Annotated in this window: 16 protein-coding genes and 1 tRNA gene; 13 read left to right on the top strand and 4 right to left on the bottom strand. The window is 39.6% G+C overall.

From position 1 onward, the window contains the following. Positions 1 to 3: 3 nt before the first annotated feature. Complete coding sequence (locus QK890_RS07545) at positions 4 to 1,038, top strand: HlyD family secretion protein (RefSeq protein ID WP_005810496.1); 1,035 nt, start codon at positions 4 to 6, stop codon at positions 1,036 to 1,038. A gap of 3 nt (positions 1,039 to 1,041) precedes the next feature. Then, on the top strand, positions 1,042 to 2,622 hold the full coding sequence (locus tag QK890_RS07540) for a hypothetical protein (protein WP_220576069.1): 1,581 nt from the start codon (positions 1,042 to 1,044) through the stop codon (positions 2,620 to 2,622). A gap of 203 nt (positions 2,623 to 2,825) precedes the next feature. On the opposite strand, the gene QK890_RS07535 is transcribed toward QK890_RS07540, so the two are convergent. Both QK890_RS07535 and QK890_RS07530 read right to left on the bottom strand, forming a co-directional pair. Beyond that, positions 2,826 to 3,914 carry an acyltransferase gene (locus QK890_RS07535; RefSeq protein ID WP_005775445.1) on the bottom strand — a complete coding sequence of 363 codons (1,089 nt, stop codon included), beginning with the start codon at positions 3,912 to 3,914 and terminating at the stop codon, positions 2,826 to 2,828. A gap of 305 nt (positions 3,915 to 4,219) precedes the next feature. Next, positions 4,220 to 4,293 (bottom strand) — tRNA-Pro (locus QK890_RS07530). A 472-nt stretch (positions 4,294 to 4,765) separates the two neighbouring features. Here QK890_RS07530 and QK890_RS07525 point away from each other — a divergent pair. The 6 genes from QK890_RS07525 (at position 4,766) to QK890_RS07500 (ending at position 10,091) form a co-directional block, all read left to right on the top strand. Continuing rightward, complete coding sequence (locus QK890_RS07525) at positions 4,766 to 6,010, top strand: site-specific integrase (protein ID WP_055288486.1); 1,245 nt, start codon at positions 4,766 to 4,768, stop codon at positions 6,008 to 6,010. 2 nt (positions 6,011 to 6,012) lie between these two features. Further along, complete coding sequence (locus tag QK890_RS07520; protein WP_055288485.1) at positions 6,013 to 6,798, top strand: AlpA family transcriptional regulator; 786 nt, start codon at positions 6,013 to 6,015, stop codon at positions 6,796 to 6,798. Positions 6,799 to 6,850: 52 nt separating this feature from the next. Next, on the top strand, positions 6,851 to 7,846 hold the full coding sequence (locus QK890_RS07515) for a phage/plasmid replication protein (RefSeq protein WP_053873551.1): 996 nt from the start codon (positions 6,851 to 6,853) through the stop codon (positions 7,844 to 7,846). 528 nt (positions 7,847 to 8,374) lie between these two features. After that, a complete protein-coding gene (locus tag QK890_RS07510) occupies positions 8,375 to 8,953 on the top strand; it encodes an MjaI family restriction endonuclease (protein WP_367627288.1) in 579 nt (192 codons plus the stop codon). Between the two features lie 5 nt (positions 8,954 to 8,958). Continuing rightward, on the top strand, positions 8,959 to 9,732 hold the full coding sequence (locus QK890_RS07505) for an MjaI family restriction endonuclease (RefSeq protein ID WP_055288483.1): 774 nt from the start codon (positions 8,959 to 8,961) through the stop codon (positions 9,730 to 9,732). Positions 9,733 to 9,737: 5 nt separating this feature from the next. Further along, on the top strand, positions 9,738 to 10,091 hold the full coding sequence (locus QK890_RS07500) for a hypothetical protein (RefSeq protein WP_055288482.1): 354 nt from the start codon (positions 9,738 to 9,740) through the stop codon (positions 10,089 to 10,091). Between the two features lies 1 nt (position 10,092). On the opposite strand, the gene QK890_RS07495 is transcribed toward QK890_RS07500, so the two are convergent. Continuing rightward, positions 10,093 to 11,205: a site-specific DNA-methyltransferase gene (locus QK890_RS07495; protein WP_367627287.1), complete on the bottom strand. Its 1,113-nt coding sequence runs from the start codon at positions 11,203 to 11,205 to the stop codon at positions 10,093 to 10,095. Positions 11,206 to 11,702: 497 nt separating this feature from the next. On the opposite strand from QK890_RS07495, the gene QK890_RS07490 reads away from it, so the two are divergent. Next, positions 11,703 to 12,797: a hypothetical protein gene (locus QK890_RS07490; RefSeq protein ID WP_250703095.1), complete on the top strand. Its 1,095-nt coding sequence runs from the start codon at positions 11,703 to 11,705 to the stop codon at positions 12,795 to 12,797. Between the two features lie 412 nt (positions 12,798 to 13,209). Then, on the top strand, positions 13,210 to 13,833 hold the full coding sequence (locus QK890_RS07485; protein ID WP_053873557.1) for a tetratricopeptide repeat protein: 624 nt from the start codon (positions 13,210 to 13,212) through the stop codon (positions 13,831 to 13,833). Between the two features lie 649 nt (positions 13,834 to 14,482). On the opposite strand, the gene aroB is transcribed toward QK890_RS07485, so the two are convergent. Further along, on the bottom strand, positions 14,483 to 15,544 hold the full coding sequence (gene aroB, locus QK890_RS07480; RefSeq protein WP_005775446.1) for a 3-dehydroquinate synthase: 1,062 nt from the start codon (positions 15,542 to 15,544) through the stop codon (positions 14,483 to 14,485). A 136-nt stretch (positions 15,545 to 15,680) separates the two neighbouring features. Between aroB and QK890_RS07475 the strand changes: the two genes are divergently transcribed. The 3 genes from QK890_RS07475 to cls all read left to right on the top strand — a co-directional run bounded on the left by QK890_RS07475 (position 15,681) and on the right by cls (position 20,666). Continuing rightward, positions 15,681 to 16,085, top strand: coding sequence for a hypothetical protein (locus QK890_RS07475; RefSeq protein WP_005810481.1), 405 nt, complete (start codon positions 15,681 to 15,683; stop codon positions 16,083 to 16,085). Between the two features lie 72 nt (positions 16,086 to 16,157). Continuing rightward, positions 16,158 to 19,070 carry a TonB-dependent receptor gene (locus QK890_RS07470; protein WP_032529910.1) on the top strand — a complete coding sequence of 971 codons (2,913 nt, stop codon included), beginning with the start codon at positions 16,158 to 16,160 and terminating at the stop codon, positions 19,068 to 19,070. Positions 19,071 to 19,226: 156 nt separating this feature from the next. Then, positions 19,227 to 20,666, top strand: coding sequence for a cardiolipin synthase (cls, locus tag QK890_RS07465; RefSeq protein WP_005810475.1), 1,440 nt, complete (start codon positions 19,227 to 19,229; stop codon positions 20,664 to 20,666). The last annotated feature ends 9 nt before the right edge of the window (positions 20,667 to 20,675 follow it).

Genomic DNA, 20,675 nt, shown 5'->3' with positions numbered 1-20,675 from the left:
GTTATGAATAAGAAAACTAAAAAACTGGCGTTTAATATCTCTGTTATTATCGTGTTGCTTCTGGCCCTCGGTTGGGTCTGCTCCCGTTTTATCCATTGGGGAAATGTGGAGTTTACGGACAATGCGCAGGTGCGTCAACACATCGTACCCGTCAACTGCCGGGTACAGGGTTTCATCAGGAAAATCTATTTTACGGAGTATCAGACGGTGCATAAAGGTGATACACTGGCCTTGATAGAAGATGCCGAGTTCCGTTTCAGACTGGCACAGGCAGAGGCTGATTATCAGAATGCCTTATCGGGTAAGACCGTGATGACTTCGTCCATCCATACCATTCAGAACAATATTTCCGTATCCGATGCCAGCATTCAGGAGGCTAAAATACGTATGGATAATGCCGGACGCGAATATAAACGTTATCAGAACTTGTTGGAACGGGATGCCGTTACCCGTCAGCAATACGATGCGGTGAAAACAAATTTTGAAGCATCGAAAGCACGTTACGAACTGTTACTTCGTCAGAAAAAGTCGACAGCACTCGTCAAGCAGGAGCAGACGGAACGCTTGGAACAGACCGAAGCCGGTATAAAACTGGCAGAAGCAGCTCTGGAAATAGCCAGGTTAAACCTTTCGTATACAGTGATTACGGCTCCTTGCGACGGAACTACCGGACGAAAAGAGATCCAGGAAGGTGTATTGGTACAGCCCGGACAAACATTGGTCAATCTGGTAGACGAAAACGATAAATGGGTGGTTGCTAATTATAAGGAAACCCAAACAACCCATATTGGTGAAGGTTATCCGGTCGATATTGAAGTAGATGCTATTCCCGGAGTAGTGTTTAAAGGGGTGGTAAAATCTGTTTCGCAGGCAACGGGGGCAAGTTTCTCTCTTCTTCCGCAGGATAATTCTGCAGGCAATTTTGTGAAGGTAGAGCAGCGTATTCCCGTACGTATCGAGTTTTCGGACGGAAACAAACCCGAAGACATGAAGCGTCTGCGTGCCGGAATGAATGTGGAATGTGTGGTAAACTATTAAAGTATGCATGAAATAACTCCTTTTGCCATTCCGGCAATGCGTGATTTTGTACCGGAGAAGCTGAGGCCGTGGATTGTAATCCTCTTTGTTATCATCTTCCAGTTCTCCGGAGGTGTCTATCTGGCCGCAGTCAGTGAGATGGTCGGCTCGACGGCATTGATGCAGGAAGATATTATGATGGCGGGTTATGCTTCTCTGGTAGGGATGTCGCTGACGTTTGCCATTATGTTCCGTCTGAAGTTCCGTTTTCCTTCGAAAACCACTTTCCTGACATGTGGTATTGCCATTATTTTGTGTAATCTGATATGTATGTATACCCGCAGTGTGCCGCTATTGGTGACGGTTTGTTTCTTTGGTGGAATTTTCAGGATGTGGGCTACCTTTGAATGTAACTCTACCATCCAGCTTTGGCTTACCCCTCAGAGAGATCTTTCTGTCTTCTTCTGTTATATCTATCTGTTGGTGCAGGGCTGTCTTCAACTGTCAGGACTGATAACCGTTTATACTGCTTTCTGGATTAAATGGGAATATATGCATTGGTTGATTATTGCTTTATTGCTGCTTGTGATGATAGCGACTATGATTCTGTTCCGCAATTACCGTTCGATGCCAAAGTTACCACTCTTCGGCATTGACTGGCTGGGCGCTTTGATGTGGGGGATTGTGATTTTATGCATAATCTTTGTCTGTGTGTATGGCGAACATTACGATTGGTATGAGTCAGTCTACATTCGGGTGGCAACCGTGGGAGGAATAACAGTCCTGTTATTGAACCTGTGGCGGGCTTCTTTCATTCGTCACCCGTTCATTGCGTTGGCTACCTGGCGGTTTAAAGCGGTTTATCTCACATTTCTGCTTTACATTGTCGTCGATATCTTATTGGCACCTTCGCATTTGTTTGAACATATCTATATGGAAGCTGTGCTTGGTTATGATTCTTTGAATGTGATTTCGCTCAATTGGATGTTATTATTGGGAACGGTTGTAGGCAGTGTTTTTACGTTTTATACCTTTTCCCGCCGTAAATGGTGTTATCGGACGATGACCGTCATTGCATTTCTTGCTATCACCGGTTATTTGATGATGTTTTATTTTACTATCGACTACGGCTTGTCCAAGGAGGTTTTGATGCTTCCTCTTTTTTTGCGTAGTTTCGGATATGTGATCATTGCCATTTGTTTTATTACAGCACTTTCACGTGTGCCGTTTCAGAACTTTTTTGAAGCGGTGTCTGTCCAGGCGTTTGTCAGTGCCAGTTTTGGTGGAGCACTCGGTGCGGCCGTTCTCGAGCGAGCCTTGAGTGTGGTGATGAAGAAGAATACGATGTTGCTGGGCAGTGCACTGGATGCAGTTCATCCACAGGCAAGCCACATCCCTTTAGGGCAACTATCCGAGATCTTACAACAACAGGCCCTGATGGTTTCCATGAAAGAGCTGTACGGATGGCTTACGTTGATCAGTCTGTTTTGCCTGATGCTGTTTTGGATCAGTCATAATTCTGTTCGTCCGCTCCATGCCTTGCATCCCAGATACCGGGTGATACGTCGTTATATCAAGCACGAATTGAGGGCTGTTAAACGATAGGGGCATTTATACTTTTTATCTTTATATATTCAGAGTTGAGCCCCTGTCCGGAATATACTGGACAGGGGCTCACTGTTATTTGTTTCTACATTAAAAATCTGATCTGATTCAGAGGAACGTATGTCTCTGATTATTAGTTGTCTGATTCAGTATCCTATGGTATTTGCAATATTCCATTTTATAACAGTTCCCATAGCGGATATTTATCCTATTATCCATTTACTGCCCGGGATGAATGAGATGATCTTTGCAGTTACGAAGCAGCAGATGAATGTACTGACAGCGATACATGGTATGGCAGCGACAGTAGGAAGTGCCAGTGTATGTTTGAACACTGTAGCCCATAACCCGAGCCAGAATATGTGCATAAGATACATGCCATAGCTGAGTTTCGATATTTCTGTAATGAGCCGTGGGGCTTTTTGACTGTTTATACATGTAAAAAGAAGGAATGTACCCGCTGTGAGAAGTACACAGTTGATTGTGCAGAAAGCCCATCCTATTTCTATTTCGGGTGTGGGGAGAATTTCTCCGGGTATGGCTTGGACATAGAAAGAGTAGATGGTTAATATTGCTCCGGCGACCATTGAAATAATTCCTACAGTGAGACGTTTGGAACGGTTCCAAGTGAGATGGACATGTATGTAATGTGCCAGTACAAGATATCCCAAGTAACCTGAGAAGTACCACAACATGTGGTATTCGTTCCAAAAACATTGTCCCCATACTTCACCGCACCAACGGTTTAGATAGGGTATACATGTTGATAATAAGAACAATCCGATGAAGAAACGTTCTTCTTTTGCCGTGGCTTTTTTCAGCCATGGCGATATTATGGGTATGAATAAGTAAAGGCTGATCAGAGGGTACATGAACCACAGGTGTCCGGCCAGTGTCGGGAAGTTCAGGAATATCCGTGACAGATCTTTTAAGGAGGTTTCTTCATTTAGCTGCCCCCATAACATTGGCAGGGTACTGTATAGTATCATGAAGATGAAAAATGGTGGTACGATGCGGATGAAGCGTTGGCGGTAGAATTGCCATGTGGTCTGTCCTTCTTTCATCGGCGCAAGAAGAAAGGCTGAGACAATCATGAACAGCGGCACGGCCATGCGTGAAAAGCCATCGTAGACAGCTACCCATAGCCGGTCTGCTTCACTGGGTAGATAAGACTGTGGTCCGGCCATATCTGTGGATCCGGCGGCACCGTAGAAATTTTCACTGGCGTGTACGATCATAACGAGGAAGCACGCGAATACGCGTACATAATCTAAAAAAACAATGCGTTTCATTTTTGTTTGAGTTTTCTTGTTAATAAGACGATTTTTATTTTGTGTTTTTATGCGAAGTATCCATTTATAGTGGACATACCCCGTTTATTTTCCGGATGCTGTTTTATTTGGGGCAAAGATAGAAAAAAACTTGAGATACTGAGTAATATGTGGAAATAATCAGGGGAATTGCATTGAATATTCAACGTTCTGCTTTTTCTCTATTTGCAGTGTAGGTGTTGTAACGGTGAAAATGGGAATCAAACTATCAGATAAAAAGAAAAGGAGTTAAGTTTGATTCTTAACTCCTTATTTCATTCAATTCGTCGGGATGACAAGATTCGAACTTGCGACCACACGCCCCCCAGACGCGTACTCTACCGGGCTGAGCTACATCCCGAATTGCGGTTGCAAAAGTAGTGCTTTATTTTTAATCTGCAAATAAATCAGATACTTTTTGTTGTACTGAAATTGCTTGTATTGGTACATTGCGTTCATTATTAGTGTGTTGCTATATATATTTCTACTCTTATTTTGGATTGTTTCTAAAGAAGACTTTATCCGTTTAGACTTTTGTTTTGTCTCAGTCATTTGTATTTAACCTATCTACTTTTGTATGGAATAGGATTATTTTGCTCCAAAACTTTAATAAAACTTTAATCGAAGATAAATACAAAACGGAGGTCTATTCTACTACTACATTTCCGATTATTAATATGAGTTGGGAGTATATTGCAAGAAACCTTCCGTGTATTCATTGTTAACAAATCCTAAATATTTAATTTTAACCGTCAAAAATTTAATCGCGGATTGAGTTTTTACGTTGCACTCGTAGATAACTATATTGTTCACTTAAAAAATAAAAGAAGATTATGGCAAAATTTCGTATTGTGATTCACACGAGCAACAAAAGAAAAGACGGAAGTTACCCTGTTTGCTTACGCATCACCAAAAATGGCAAACTAAAATACATCTATTTAAATTTGTCCGCCTTTGAAAATGAGTGGGATAAGAACGCAGACCGATTTAAAAGGGACAAACGCATGAACCCCAACTATGAGTCGTATAACAACTGGTTGATTAGTTGTGAGGAGCGTAAAAATGAAGTGGTGAATAAGTTTATGAAAGCACAGGTGGATTGGACACTAAACCAATTTGAAGAAGAATTTTTGGGAATTTCGAGACAGGGAAAAATCTATGATTATTGGATGAGGCAGGTGGAGGATTTAAAGGCTACAGGTCACATCGGCAATGGAAAGGTTTATGAACGTGACTTGCACCTGTTCTGCAAATATGACTCTAAGGCAAAAGAACGTTTGTTTTCAGAAATAGACGTGAAATACATTAATCGCTTAAATATGGCTATGGAAAAGAATGGTTGCTGTGGAAATACTCGTATGCACACTTTAAAGACATTGCGTGCTGTAATTAATAAAGCCATTAAAGAAAAAGCAGCCTCAAACAACACCTATCCGTTTGGTAAAGGTGGTTTTGAAATAAACAAATTGGCAGAAGAAACGGCAAAACGCTATTTACTGCCAACGGACTTGGAGTTGATAAAGAACTCGCCTCAACAAAATTTTGTATTGGAGCGTGCCCGTCGGATATACCTCTTTTCTTACTATTGCTTTGGTATGAGTTTCGTTGACATGGCAAATCTAACAATAAACAATATTGAAATGCTGGTAACAGGAGCGCATATCGTGTATAAGAGACAAAAGACGAAAAATGCCAAAAATGTAAAGCCGATAAAAATATTCGTCACTCCTGCTATAAAGGAGCAATTGGAGTGGTTTAAGGCAAACACCCCTGAAGCGGGCGAGTATTTACTTCCTATTATAACCAAAGAGTACGATGGTGAGCAATTGTACGAGCATGTACGCTGCCGATACAAACGTATCAATGCCAATTTGAAAAAGCTGGGTAAGGCTTTAGGTATTTCATTGACATTGACTACTTACACCGCACGGCACACAATGGCTATGACCTTACAGAGCAATGATATTCCCCGTGAGATAATAAGCCAAGCCCTGGGGCATAGTAATCTTACGACAACGGCTACATATCTTGCAGGTTTCTCTACAAGTGTTTTAGATAAAGTCGCAAAAATGTTATAATTATGTTCATCACTTACAATATGCCTTTGGGTGACTTGATTAACAAGTCGCTCAGAGGGGAAGCAGCAGTCTGTGAGAGTTGGTTATACACCTATATAAAAAGATTGACTGATGGAGATAAAGGAAAGCTCCGGCAGGCATTAAAGGAAGTTGATTCAGTTGTTACTGTGTGGAAAAGCAGATATTTTATTCCTACTTATGAAGTAAAGGTAAAGTCTGTAACTCAAGGAGGGATGAGTATGAGTAGGCAAGATTTGGATGATACCTACAATGAGGAAGTCTATTTGCAAAAAGAGGGAAAGACAGGTTTGGTGGCGGACTTCCTATATGAAGCAATAGCAAAGTACGGTTTCATTAATGAACATCATCGTGATTCTGTGGAAAGCGCATGGTTGTATAATGACATGGAGTTTTTAAGAAACGAGTGGGAATATTATGTTTTGGCTCAAATAAGGTCGCTACGGGAAATAATTTGTACTATGCTGGGAGTAGTATCGTCAGAGGGGAAAAACGAAAAACAGAAGACCAATAGACCGCTAAAACGGATAGAAGATTATCCGGAGATGTTTGGTATTGATGTTTGTAGTGAGTTGATTGGGCAGTCTAAACATACAATTTATAAACTGACAAGCCATAAAGAAATACCTTGTTATCGTGCGGAAAGTGGGCGAATACTAAGATTTAAGCGTGATGAAATAATAACGTGGATGATGGCTAAAAGGCAAGAAACTAAGCAGGAATTCATTGAAAGCATGGGGTTAGGATTTGTTGCGCGTCTTCGTAAATAGTTAATAAGCTCAATTTTGTATAACATTCTATATACATCTAAATTTTATAGTCATGTATGACAAAATCAAATTAATGCTATATGACCTACCAACAGGGTACGACTGGCAGTCGGTATTAAAACGCATAGTTGTGCAGTCCTACTTTGCTGATGGTACAGGAGGTAGTGGGTTATGGCTTGGACGTAAAGTCATAGCCACTGAAACGTATGTGTCATTCGAGGGCAGTCTTCCTAAATGTCTATGGGGGCATAACCTAAAGACCTTGTCATTAAAGGAAGTACGGGCAGTCATTATGCAGTTAAGCGAGGGTTTAGGCGTACCCATGTATGAGGCAGTGGTGGAGTCTGTGGAGTTTGCACATAACTTTAGCATGACAGAGCCTCCTATTATGTATATGCAGAAGTTGGACGCCATGAAAGCATTTAGACCAAATGGATGGAGTGGTACTAAATACATGGATAATAAAGAGGTACGCTGTAAGTTTTATGACAAGATACAGGAGGCAAAGAAGAAGCGTGAGTTACCCAAATATGGAAGAGAGAACTTACCGAGAAATTTATTGAGGTACGAGGTGACATTTAGCACCAAAGGACTAAATAGGTTGTTTGGCAGGGATATAGTAGCAGAGGAGCTTTGGAGTAAACAGATATTTTGGACGCTGGTTGCAGAGTGGTTTGGATATTATGAGGATATGGTGAAACTGCCTAATGACTGTTGGGATGTGGATTACCGTATTTTTGAGAGTGCCAAAGACTTTGCCAAGTGGTGTATTTGTATAGCAAATGCCGACCAAAACCTGTCTTATTATGTAAAGCATGTCCTGTTTAAACTTCGGGCAAATCCGCAGCCAGCCGACCGTGTCCTACATGGGCAGATACAAAAAAAGATTCAAGACGCATTGGAGTGGGGAAAACAGCATTTGACACTTCCTAATCTCACGGTGGAACTGACAGGCAAAATAGAACAATATCTTGCTTGGCTGTTGGAGCAGTCGGCAGACAGGATGAGCATCGCGGAGGAACGACGAATATTCAATGCCGCCTGTTAATCCTCTTCCTATTCAAATAAGGCTTGGTAATCATCAAAGGGTGTAAATTCCACTTTCCTAAGTTTACTCTTCGGGTGATTATCAAGCCTTATCTTTTAAATGAGGGGTCTGTTGGTCGTGCATAGCCAAAAACTTATCAGATACAATAAAAGTATTCAGTAGGATATAAAAATGGCTTAAACGCTCTAATACGAGGTTGTTTAATTCTATGTGATAAGGTGGTTATGCTCGGTCGATAGAATCCATGCAGGTGGTAAGTAGAGAGGATGTAACACTCTCAAATCTACTTGCATAATAGTGATACAAAGTAATAAATAAAGAGAATAAAGTAGAATTTGTATAATGTAGTCAATAGAAGACCAAAAAGTTATACTGAAAAGACTGGATTATCGTAATCATGGATTCATAGAAATAGTTATAAACAAAGTGATTGTTTTATAGATGTTGAAAAAAAATAGTTTGTAAAGATCACATTCTGAATTAAAATCCATATCTTTGTTATCAATCAATGAGTAAATAACAACAGATATGAAAATAAAAATACCTAATACTGAAATTCAAGAGTTATTGTCGGGAAAAGGATATGAATATCCTAAATATTCTACTCAAATAATGAACTTGGCAAATCAAAATGCTCAAGGTACTCGTCCTCGTATTGTAGGGCAGATGAGTGAGCTTATTCAAGAATTTGGAAGTGGAAGTATGAATGAGTGGGAATCATGGTATCTGAATCGATATCCAAATGCCATTGATTTGGCGACTGAACGAGTCTTTAATATGGTTGAAGAACTAAAGAAGAGCATCGTTTTGATTGATAAGAAGATGATTCGGGAATGGGTTGAAGAGCTTATTGTTGTGAAGACATATGCAGGTTTAAAATTCCAAGAGGCTATTCTAAAGAAGGTTTCTGCTGAATTGCAGGTGGAATATAGATTGGCTACTCCGGAAGAAGAAGCTCAAGGTATAGATGGGATGATTGGTTCTCGTTTTGTAAGTATTAAACCTATTACATATAAAACAATGAATGAATTGTCTGAACACATTGATGTTCCTATAATATATTATGAGAAAAAGAAATCTGAGATTGTCATAGAATTTAATATTTGATTTAAATGGAGGAATTTGTAAATACTATCGATTTGCAGAAGTTTGCATCCACAAATGGGGCTTGGAATGACTTAATGCTTAATGACCCTTGGTCTGTTGGATATGTCACAACTCTTATAGAATTGAAACAATTTAAGACGAAAGAAGAATGGGAAATTTTTTATTATACAAGTGGTAAAGAACGCGATGCTAAAATAGAAGGTTTATCTTTAGAACAACAAGAAATAGTTAATGATTATACTTTAGCAAGAAAAGGTAAGAGCTATATATATACTATTCCTTGGAACTTAAAAAATCTTAATTACCAGTTTGGGCGAACCCCAGAACAGCTTAATGTAAAAGCCAGGGAACTGTTTGAACGTATGAAAGCCTTGGGAAAGGATATTACGTATGAAGAGTGTTGTGAATGTATTCGTTTTAGAGTTATTTGTGAAACATGGAATGGTGTTATTTGTAGAGAACATAATACTGTTCAAAAATTGAAAGAATATTTTCCTAATATTGAACTTATTAAGGTCTCTGGTGAAATAGATTATGAGTATGCTGTTGATTATGAGGTTTTTTACAATGGTAAGCTAGTTTGTGCTATTCAGATAAAGCCTGAATCTTATTTCAATGGAAGTGTACAATACCTTGTCAATGCTCGTAATGCCAATCAACGAAAAAATTCGTCATATACATTAAAAACACAAGTCCCAGTTTTTAATATAAAGTCAACTACATTGGGCGAAATAAAAAATCCGGAGATCTTAAAAGAAATAGGAAGTATTTTAAAATAGAAATTATGAGCACTTTTACCACAAATGAAATTTCTCAGTTGATGTCAGCTCTTGGAAAAGGGGAAGTAAATGCAATTCATGCAGCTGATTTAGCTGCGGTTTTAGGATATTCTTCGAGACCAAATCAAGAAGATTTGAGGGAGCTAATTCGTCAAGCTATTAATCAAGGAGAGTTGATTTTAAGTAGTAATTCTGGCTATTATATCCCTGCTTCTTTGCAAGAGATAGAGGAGGTGCTTAACTCTTTAGAAAGAAGAGCACAGGGAACTTGCGATAGAAGAAATAGTTTATTAGATTCTTGGAATAGTAAAAATCCTACCAATCAATCAAGTTTATGTCATGTTGATGTAAAACCTTGAATTAGAAAAGGGTATATTGACCTTGAGTAATATGCCTGTTGTCACAAAAATGATTAACAGGCATTATTTTTGAATATTCTGCCTTGATTAGTTCATTTTTACCTAATGAAATATTAGTGACATAAGAAATTTCTATATCTCTTTCTTGTGATGTCATTACTGGTATTTGGAGATTGGAATTAAAATGTTTTATTTCTGATTTTATGGCTCTTTCTGTAATAAAATCTTTATGACGATTTAATCGAATTGATATTCCTTCATTTATCATATCCGTAGAATAAGATAGAATATTTTCTTTGCAAAAGTCTAATAAATCCTTATATATTTCATATCCAATACTATTTCTTCCTGTAGCAATTGCAGCTATAGAAGTAGTTCCGGTACCCATAAATGGGTCTAATACTGTATCTCTTTGTAAAGAATACATGTTTATCAATCTATATGGTATTTCAAAAGGAAAAGCAGCACTTCTTGCCCGACTATCAGTTTTATCCATCTTTTGTTTTGTTCCTTTAATATTGTCCCATACGTCAGAGAACCATATGTTTCTTTCTTCCCAGAAGAAAGAGCTTTCTCTACGTTTTAGCTTTGCTTCTGGTGTTTTGAATTCTCTTTTATCACCTTTTCTGAATATTAATATCCATTCGTGTTCTAATGTAACATATGCACCTGCTGGCAACATTCCAGAGCCCATAAATTTATTTGGTGCATTGGTCTGTTTCCTCCATATAATGTTAGGTAAATTGACGAAACCATTAGAAATGAAATATGAAAGAATGCGAGCGTGATTAGGGTATAGGGCAAAATTTCCATTAAGAGTTCTTGTCGCATCTCCTATGTTGACACAAGCAATACCACCGGGAATTAGCACTCTTTTAACTTCATTCCATACTAAGTCCAGTTCTTTGTGCATTAATTCAAATGCTAAATTGCCATTATAGTCTTGCAATGCCTCATTTATTTGAGGATTCTGTTGACTCATTATATCATCCCACATTTCAATCATAGGATATGGAGGAGAAGTAACGACTAATTGGACTGAACTATCTGGGATTTTACTTAAATCCTGAGACTTTCCTAAAAATAGTTTATGTGTAGTTGTAAACTGTTTCATATTTCACTTATATATTCAACGCAAAAGTAGTAATAAAAAGTATATTGCCATTGACTTTGAATTAAAAACAAGATAAAGCGATAGAATTATAACGAGATTTGCAGTAGATTTTTTTTATGCCGACTTGTAAAGCATCAATAAATGAGTAATTTTGTTCCACGACATCCCTAAAAACGTTTGTAGGACGCTGGATTTTAGTTATATTTGCCCCGTCAATAGGCTAAGGTCTGCTGGCGACATATTAATTAAAGGAAGCGTTTAGCTTTATCCCGTTTTTAGAAATCTGGACAATTTCGAACCACACGGGGATAGACGATACAAACGCTCATGCTAATCTTGTATATATCAGTGATATATATGGCTTGGCGTGGGGTGTCGTTTTATCTCGTGTGGTGGGTTTGTCCAGAACCTCTAAAGACAGATAATTCTAACAGCCTCACGCTATCTTTTTATATAAACCTTTCCTGTCGGGGCTGTGGGGAGCAAATTACAGTATTATGAAAAGGACTTTGCTGTTTCTGATGAGCGTAATAATGGTTCTTTCTGCTTATGCTCAAAACTCCAATTCTATTAAGGCTTTTGAATATCCCGATTATCTGTGTCCTAATCCCTATACGGGTAAACCGATATACGGCGGTAATACATTTGAAATTAGCTATTCAGAAAAGAAAAACTCCTATGGAATGGAGTTTAGATATGGCTATGTAAAATATTCGTTAAGCCTCAGTTATAAAGGTATGGATAATGGAAGATATGTTTATACAGGCTTTGAAATCGGGAATATGACGGAAGTCATTGTAATGACTTCTACAAAACTAAGTCGTTTTCTTGACAATTATGGGCAGATGCAAAGTGAAACGTTTGAAAAGGATAAGCTAATTGAATTACATATAGGTGGTTCGGGGAGTTTGTCGGTCTATCCAATAAAAGATACCCCTGAAAGACGTAAAAGGATAGAGGAAAAAGTTGCTAAACAGGAAGTTGAAAATGCAGCCCGAAATAAACTTGAAGAACTTTATCCGTATGGAGTTCAATACCTACAAGACAGTCTAAAACAACAAGTTGTTAAGGAGTTCTTCGACAATGCCGGTGAGGTTAAATCATTTAATTTACAGCCTCATTCTTTCCATACTTATATCGCTGTTGTTGACACTAATAAACGGGTTGCAGTCATTCAAAAGGATGAAGTTGTATTGAATGCAGAGCTGCAAAATGAGCAATCACATGGTGAAATAGAATACGAACCGTCAAGCACAAGTGGGAAGACTGCGAAAGTTGTTAATAGTAAAGTGTTCTTTAGTATGATATTTCATCCGGAGCTAAATATAAAGGAGCATCGTGGTAAGGTTGTATATGATAAGCATGGATTTTCCTATTTTGAAAATGCTAAGGTAAGTTATGCTGCACCTAATCAATTTATTCCTATTGAGGACATGAAAAAGGCGATTGAAGTAAGTATAACTAAAAAAGGGCAATATTCTTTGTACTGGGAAACACTGGATAACAGGCTTGTCTATTTAAACTATAAAAGAATGGGGACGGGTATTCTTAAAGTACACGAACCTGTTGAGGCTTATTCTATATACGAGTAGCAATTGGTAACAATGAGGCTTCTAACGGAGCGTCTAAGACAAGGGTAGGGCGATGGTTGTCCTACCCTGTTTGTTATATTGGGTTTGTTCCTAATAGAGAGGTAAAAGATTTTTTTTATTGCAACTTTCCTATAACAATTCATTTGATTTTAAGATTGTCTTTAGTTTAGTTTTTATATTGATATTTATTAACTTCTAACGTATGTTTATTAACCATAAATTAACAGAAGTGGTTTTCAATTTCTTCGTTATACGACCGAATAGAATATTGAAAACATGAGAAAAATAAAATTATTTAGCAACAATCGTTTAATACGTGATGGACCAATTCCTTTGCTTTAATGTTTATGTTTCGTTCTAAACGAGATATGCAGTGATAATTTAAAAAGTATAAATCTAAAAATATAAAATTATGATAATAGAAACGTCAAAAGCCTATGGTGTTACAGTTGGTCGTTGTGAGAGTAGGTTGTTTAATCTCATCAAGAATACGGATACAGACCCGGAGGCAGCTTTCAAGTTAGGAATGATGTATTTGAAAGGGCAAAACGTGGAGCAAAATACGCATAAGGCAATGTTTTATTTAAACCAAGCAAGGAATTTAGGGCATGATAAAGCAGACATTACATTTGCGTATCTTTATAAGTATGGAGCTCCCGATTTAGAGAAAGACCCTTTGGAGGCTGCTGAGTTTTTTAGGTGTGCGGCATTGTTTTCTAAAGATGGATTTAAGGAACTTGCATTCGTTGACGAGGATGCATTGTGGGAAGCTTTTAATCTATTTCTTTATGGTGGGGAATCAAGAAAACCATTGTGTGTGCGGTCTGCCTTGAGTGTATTATCTGATTTGAGGGAAAAAAGGAGCCCGTATGCGTTGTATTTAACAGGGGAGATTTACCATAAAGGGTTATATGGTGAAACCGTAGATTTGGAAGTAGCCTATAAATTTTATCATGAAGCTGCTGAACGTGGAAGTAAGGAGGCAGAGGAAGTTCTTGGTGAGGGATATTTTTATCCTTCTTTGTATGGCAAATAAATACAAATGGAATGATTGGGAGAAGTTTTTGGATGAATTTGCACCAATTTGTCCGAAAACTTTAATCAAATTTTATTCGCATGTAAAAAATAAGGAGTTAAGTATTTGCTTAACTCCTTGATTTATATTGCATTGTAATATTTCTAATCTTTGCTCATTTCATTACCCCCAGACGCGTACTCTACCGGGCTGAGCTACATCCCGAATTGCGAGTGCAAAAGTAGAATTTTATTTTTAATAAGCAAAATATTCGGATGATTTATTTCTCCTTTATAGCATTTTTCATGCTCAGAGAGTAGAGTCTTTGGGTGAAACGATCCATTAACATTGTTAATCTGAATATGAGATAATAAAACTCTTCTTTGCAAAAGATTTGTTTCTTGACGTTAGAGAACAAGTCTTTTATTCCCCAAACCTTTGTTTTAACACAATGTTAAAACAAAGGTTTGGGGAACAGATCACTATCCATTTAAATGATTAGTTAATAATGCATTATGCTAATATTTCCTGATACCCCTTGGGATTGTAAAGGCGGGTGGTCATTCGTATTAGTTGTGATTTTCGCAACCTGCCGATTCGTCTTATGCTTCTTATGTGGTACTTCATTTATTCATGATCGGAAGTGGATACCTCTGTCACGATGCCTGCTTTACATACCCATGCACTCCCGGTAGAAGTCGAACATTTCGAAAATAGTATCTTTGTCCGTTGTCTGGTTGATACTGATATCGCCGATTTCTTTCAGAAGCGTGAAGTTTATGACACCTGCATTGTTTTTCTTATCATGCTGCATGAATCCGTATAGGCGTTCGTACTGTTTGCAGTCGAACGTGAAAGCGCCATAATTATCTTTTATGAATTGGATGGTCTGACGCATCTTGTCTTTCGGAAAACCGGTTTTTAAATGTGACAGATAGAGTTCGCAAACAATTCCCCAGGCTACGGCGTACCCGTGGAGGACCGGACGGTTCTCGGCAAGAGCCAGGCTTTCAAAAGCATGTCCTACGGTATGTCCCAAATTCAACGCTTTGCGGATACCGTGTTCAAACGGGTCTTGCTCTACTATGTCTTCTTTTACTTGTACGGAACGTCCCACCAACTCTTTCAGGTATCGATAGTCCATCTTTTCTGTATCGAATGCGAGTAGTTCCGCCCAGTGAGCAGTGTTACTGATCAGTCCGTGTTTCAGCATTTCGGCATAGCCGGAAAAGAAATTGTGTGCATCGAGTGTACGGAGGAACTCTGTTTCGATTAATACACTGGATGCCGGTGCAAAGGCACCTATCTCGTTTTTCAACCCGTTAAAATTGATTCCGGTCTTTCCGCCTACAGAAGCGTCTACCATCGCCAGCAGGGTAGTGGGAATATTGATGTAAGCGATGCCGCGTTTGAATGTGGCAGCGGCAAATCCGCCTAAGTCAGTCACCATTCCACCTCCGAGATTGATAAGGAGTGAGTGGCGGGTAGCACCTTTTTCACTTAACACTTGCCAAACGGAGGCCAGTGTTTCAAGTGTTTTATGAACGTCTTCGGCTCCGATAGTGATTTCAACCGCATCCTTCAGGAACGGCAGATTCATCAGTTGTGACAGACAGAGACGGTGAGTATGATCGTCGGTGAGAATGAACAGGCGGTCGTGTGGGCAGTTTTCGACGGCACGTCCTATACTGCTTTCCAGATTCTCGCAAAGAATGACTTCTTGTTTACTCATAATGGTTCGATGTTTTTTTATATACTGCAAAGATAGGGGTTCGGAGATAAATAGTGAAACTTAGCACTTAAAAATGTAAAACATAGAGTTTCGTTTATGAGAAAAAGCTATCTTTGTGACATTAATTTTAGATAAAATGAAAGCATTATTACCTGTATTCTGCCGTCCGTTAGGATATGTGATTCTTTTTGTATCGTTATTCATTCCGTTCCTGTTAGTGATGCAAGGAATGGTGACAGACAGTAACCTGTTGTTCTATAAGGAATGCACCAAGCTGCTGATGATGTTGGGAGCAGTGATGATTCTCTTTGCTTTATCGCGTAATGAAGGGCGTGAAACGGAGATTATACGGAACAAGGCGACTCGTAACGCCATCTTTTTGACAGTACTTTTTTTATTTGGGGGGATGCTTTATCGGGTAGCAACGGGAGATATCATGACAGTTGATACTTCTTCCTTTCTTATTTTCCTCATTATCAATGTGCTATGTCTTGAGTTTGGTATGAAAAAGGCACAAGTCGATAAAATCTTTAAAAGATAATCGTGTTTAAATTAAACCTTTTGCCTTAAAGGTTGTCAAACAAACGATTGTTATTATTCAACCTACAGGCAAATGAAGAAACTATTGATCTGGATGGTGTTGCTGCTGACAGTTACCCTATCCACTTATGCGCAAAACAAAATTGTAACCGTATCGGGACGTGTAATAGAGGCCGGTACGAAAGAACCGGTCGAACTCGCTGCCGTGCAGTTATTATCTCTCCCCGACAGTGCTCAGGTAGCGGGTATGACCACTTCAGCACAAGGCTACTTCTCTTTATCCAAGCAGAAACCGGGAAAATATCTGCTTAAAGTATCTTTTATCGGATACATCACAAAAGTTATCCCCGTTCAGTTAACGGCTAATGTTCCTGCCAAAAAGATGGGAAATATCGAATTGGCAACCGATGCTGTTATGCTTAAAGAAGCAGTTGTGGTGGCCGAAGCTCCGCAGGTGACGGTAGTAGAAGATACGTTGATGTATAATTCCAGTGCTTATCGTACGCCTGAGGGTGCTATGTTGGAGGAGTTGGTTAAGAAGCTTCCGGGTGCTGAAATAGATGATGATGGTAATGTCAAAATCAATGGGAAAGAACTGAAAAAAATTATGGTCGACGGTAAGGAATTCTTTGGTGGAGACGTAAAGACCGGTTTAAAGAATCTTCCTGTAGACATGGTCGATAAGCTGAAAACTTATGATAAAAAATCAGATTTGGCACGTGTGACGGGTATTGACGATGGCGAAGAGGAAACGGTGCTTGACCTGACCGTGAAGAAAGGAATGAATCAAGGATGGTTTGGCAATGCAGATCTGGGAGCCGGTACTAAGGACCGTTATACCGGACGAATGATGTTGAATCGCTTTATTGATAATACTCAGTTTTCGATTATTGGTTCGGCAAACAATGTAAACGATCAGGGTTTCTCCGGTGGAGGTGGAGGGCCGCGCTGGCGGAGCAACAATGGCTTGAATGCCACTAAAATGTTAGGAGCTACCTTTGCCACTCAGACCAACAAGATTGAACTGGGAGGTAGTGTACGTTATAATTTCCAGGATGGAGATATTTCGAGTATCAACTCTTCCGAACGCTTCCTTCAGAATGGTAATTCATATTCTAATTCGAATAATAAGAACCGGAATAAGGGGACAAATGTGAATGCCGACTTCCGTATGGAGTGGAAACCAGATACGCTGACAAATATTATTTTTCGCCCGAATTTTTCTTATGGAAGAACCAATAATGCTTCTCTCTCGGAGTCGGGAACCTTTAATGAAGATCCTTTCAATCTGGTGGCAAATCCGAATGATTATCTGAATTTTGACAATCTTTCCGATGATCCGCTGAAAGATATCCGTGTAAATGCTACCAACAGTGCTTCGCTGTCCAAGGGGAATAGTCTGTCGGGAAATGCCACTTTGCAGGTTAACCGGAAATTGAATAATAAAGGACGTAACCTGACTTTCCGTGGGGTTTTCGGTTATGGTGATAATGATAACGACCAATATACGCAATCCGAAACACGTTATTACCAATTGCTGAATCATTTGGGGGGTGACTCCATCCTGTATCGTAATCAGTATATTACAACTCCTACACACAATTATAACTATACGGCACAAGTGACTTATAGCGAACCGATTGCAAAGGCTACTTTCTTACAATTCAGCTACCAGTTCCAGTATAAATACAGTAAAAGTGACAAGACTACATTCGATTTACTGGATTATCCCGATTGGACTATCGGGGGGACCCTTCCTTCCGGATACGAAGCTCATGCAGTGGACAGCTTGAGTAAGAATGCCGAATATCGTTACTATAACCATGATGCTTCAGTGGGTTTACGCTTCATTCGTCAGAAGTATCAGTTGAATGTAGGTATGTCTTTCCAGCCGCAGAATTCCACTTTGTCCTATAAAAAGGGAGACTATATGATCGATACGACACGTACTGTGTTTAACTTTGCACCGAATATGGATTTGCGCTTCCGTTTCTCAAAGGTGAGTCAGTTGCGCTTTACCTACCGGGGACGTAGCAGTCAACCTACTATGGAGAATCTGTTGCCTATAACCGACAACTCCAATCCATTGAATATCCGTATGGGTAATCCCGGGTTGAAACCTTCTTTTGCACATACGATGCGTTTATTCTACAATACATACAATGCAGAGAAACAGCGTGGAATTATGACCCATTTCAGCTTTACTGCTACACAGAACAGTATCAGCAATAGTACTCGTTATAATGAAGAAACCGGTGGTTTGATTACGCGTCCGGAAAATATTAACGGTAACTGGAATGCTTTTGGTTTGTTCGGTTTCAATACAGCTTTGAGGAATAAGAAGTATACGATTAATACTTTTACCAACATCAACTATCAGAATAATGTAGCGTTCCTCTACAATCAGGATACAAAAAACAATGATAGAAATACAAGTACCGGTTTGATGTTGGGCGAGAGGGTTACAGGCTCTTATCGTAATGACTGGTTCGAGTTTTCGTTGAATGGTTCAATCAATTATACAGCAGAACGTAATAAACTCCGTCCGGAGAATAATCAGGAACCTTATACATATTCTTATGGAGCAAGTACCAATATAACGATGCCCTGGAAGATGACCTTGGCTACTAACATCACTAATCAAAGCCGTCGTGGTTATCGTGATTCGAGTATGAATCGTAATGAACTGATCTGGAATGCACAACTTGCGCAGTCGTTGCTGAAAGGTGCAGGTACTATCAGTTTTGAAGTATATGATATCCTTAGGCAGCAGAGCAACATCAGCCGTTCGTTGACAGCCGATATGCGTTCGGTATCCGAATATAATGGTATCAATAGTTACTGTATGGTACACTTCATTTATCGGCTGAATATCTTTGGTAGTAAAGCGGCCCGTGAAAAGATGATGAATAGCGGCGGACGTAGAGGATTTGGCGGACCCGGCAGAGGTCCCGGCGGTTTTGGAGGCGGACGTCCTCATTTTTAATAAAAGACTGACCTGATAACTCCCTCCGGATAGATTGCAAAATCTCTTTAATTTTGCATCTGTTCGGAGGGATTGTCGTTTTGAATCGGGACAGTTGTTGTTCGTATCCGATATTTTCCATACATTTGTTGTTTGTATAATACGCGGAGGGTGAATATGATAGATTGGAACTACATAGCAAGCGTAATAGCTACCGTTGCTTTTGATATTATTTATTTCGGGGCTATTATCGGTACGATTGTCATCGTGATTCTCGACAATCGTAATCCGGTAAAGACAATGGCATGGATTCTGATCCTTATGTTCCTTCCGGTTGTAGGGTTGGTTTTCTATTTCTTTTTCGGGCGTAGCCAGCGGCGTGAGAAGATTATCGGTAAGAAAAGTTACAATCGATTGCTCAAAAAGCCGATGGCAGAGTATCTGGCACAGAACTGCTGTGAAACGCCGAAAGAATATGCCCGTCTGATACAACTGTTTCAGAACACGAACCAGGCCTTTCCGTTCGAAGGAAACCGGGTGGATATTTATACTGGCGGATATTCTAAACTTCAGGCTTTATTGCGAGAGCTGCAAAAGGCCAGATTCCATATTCATATGGAATATTATATCTTTGAAGATGATCCGGTGGGGCGTCTGGTGCGTGATGTATTGATAGAGAAGGCACGCGAGGGAGTTGAGGTACGTGTGATTTATGATGATGTAGGGTGTTGGCACGTTCCTCATAGATTTTTTGAAGAGATGCGTGATGCCGGAATTGAGGTGCGGAGTTTTCTGAAAGTACGTTTTCCCCTATTTACGAGTAAGGTCAACTATCGTAATCACCGAAAGATTGTAGTGATAGACGGTCGTATCGGATTTGTAGGAGGAATGAATCTTGCCGAACGTTATATGCGCGGTTTCTCTTGGGGAATTTGGCGGGATACGCATATAATGCTTGAAGGAAAGGCCGTACATGGTCTGCAGACTGCCTTTTTGCTGGATTGGTATTTTGTGGATCGTACCTTGATTACGGCTTCACGTTATTTTCCTAAGATAGAGGCCTGTGGCAACTCTTTGGTACAGATTGTAACGAGTGAACCGATTGGACCTTGGAAAGAAATCATGCAGGGATTGACGGTTGCCATATCCGGTGCCAAGAAATATTTCTATATGCAGACTCCTTACTTCCTGCCTACCGAACAGATACTGGTTGCTATGCAGACTGCGGCATTAGCCGGGGTAGATGTCAGGTTGATGTTGCCTGAACATGCAGACAACCGAGTGACGCACTTAGGTTCCTGTTCTTATCTGGCAGATGCTTTGCGGGCAGGAGTCAAGGTCTATTTTTATAAAAAGGGATTCCTGCATTCCAAATTGATGGTTTCAGATGATATGCTTTCAACCGTGGGGTCTACCAATCTCGATTTTCGCAGTTTCGAACACAATTTCGAAGTAAATGCCTTTATGTACGATATGGAGACTGCCCTACAGATGCGGGAGATCTTTTTACAGGATCAACGGGAAAGTACCCAGATCTTCTTGAAGAACTGGGAGAAGCGTTCCTGGAGGCAGAAAGCGATGGAGTCTGTAGTCCGTTTGCTCGCTCCTTTGCTGTAAAGTGTATCT

It is taken from the genome of Bacteroides sp. NGMCC 1.200775, assembly GCF_040798045.1.
GTDB lineage: Bacteria > Bacteroidota > Bacteroidia > Bacteroidales > Bacteroidaceae > Bacteroides > Bacteroides hominis.
This window is presented reverse-complemented; position numbering and strand designations above follow the sequence as displayed.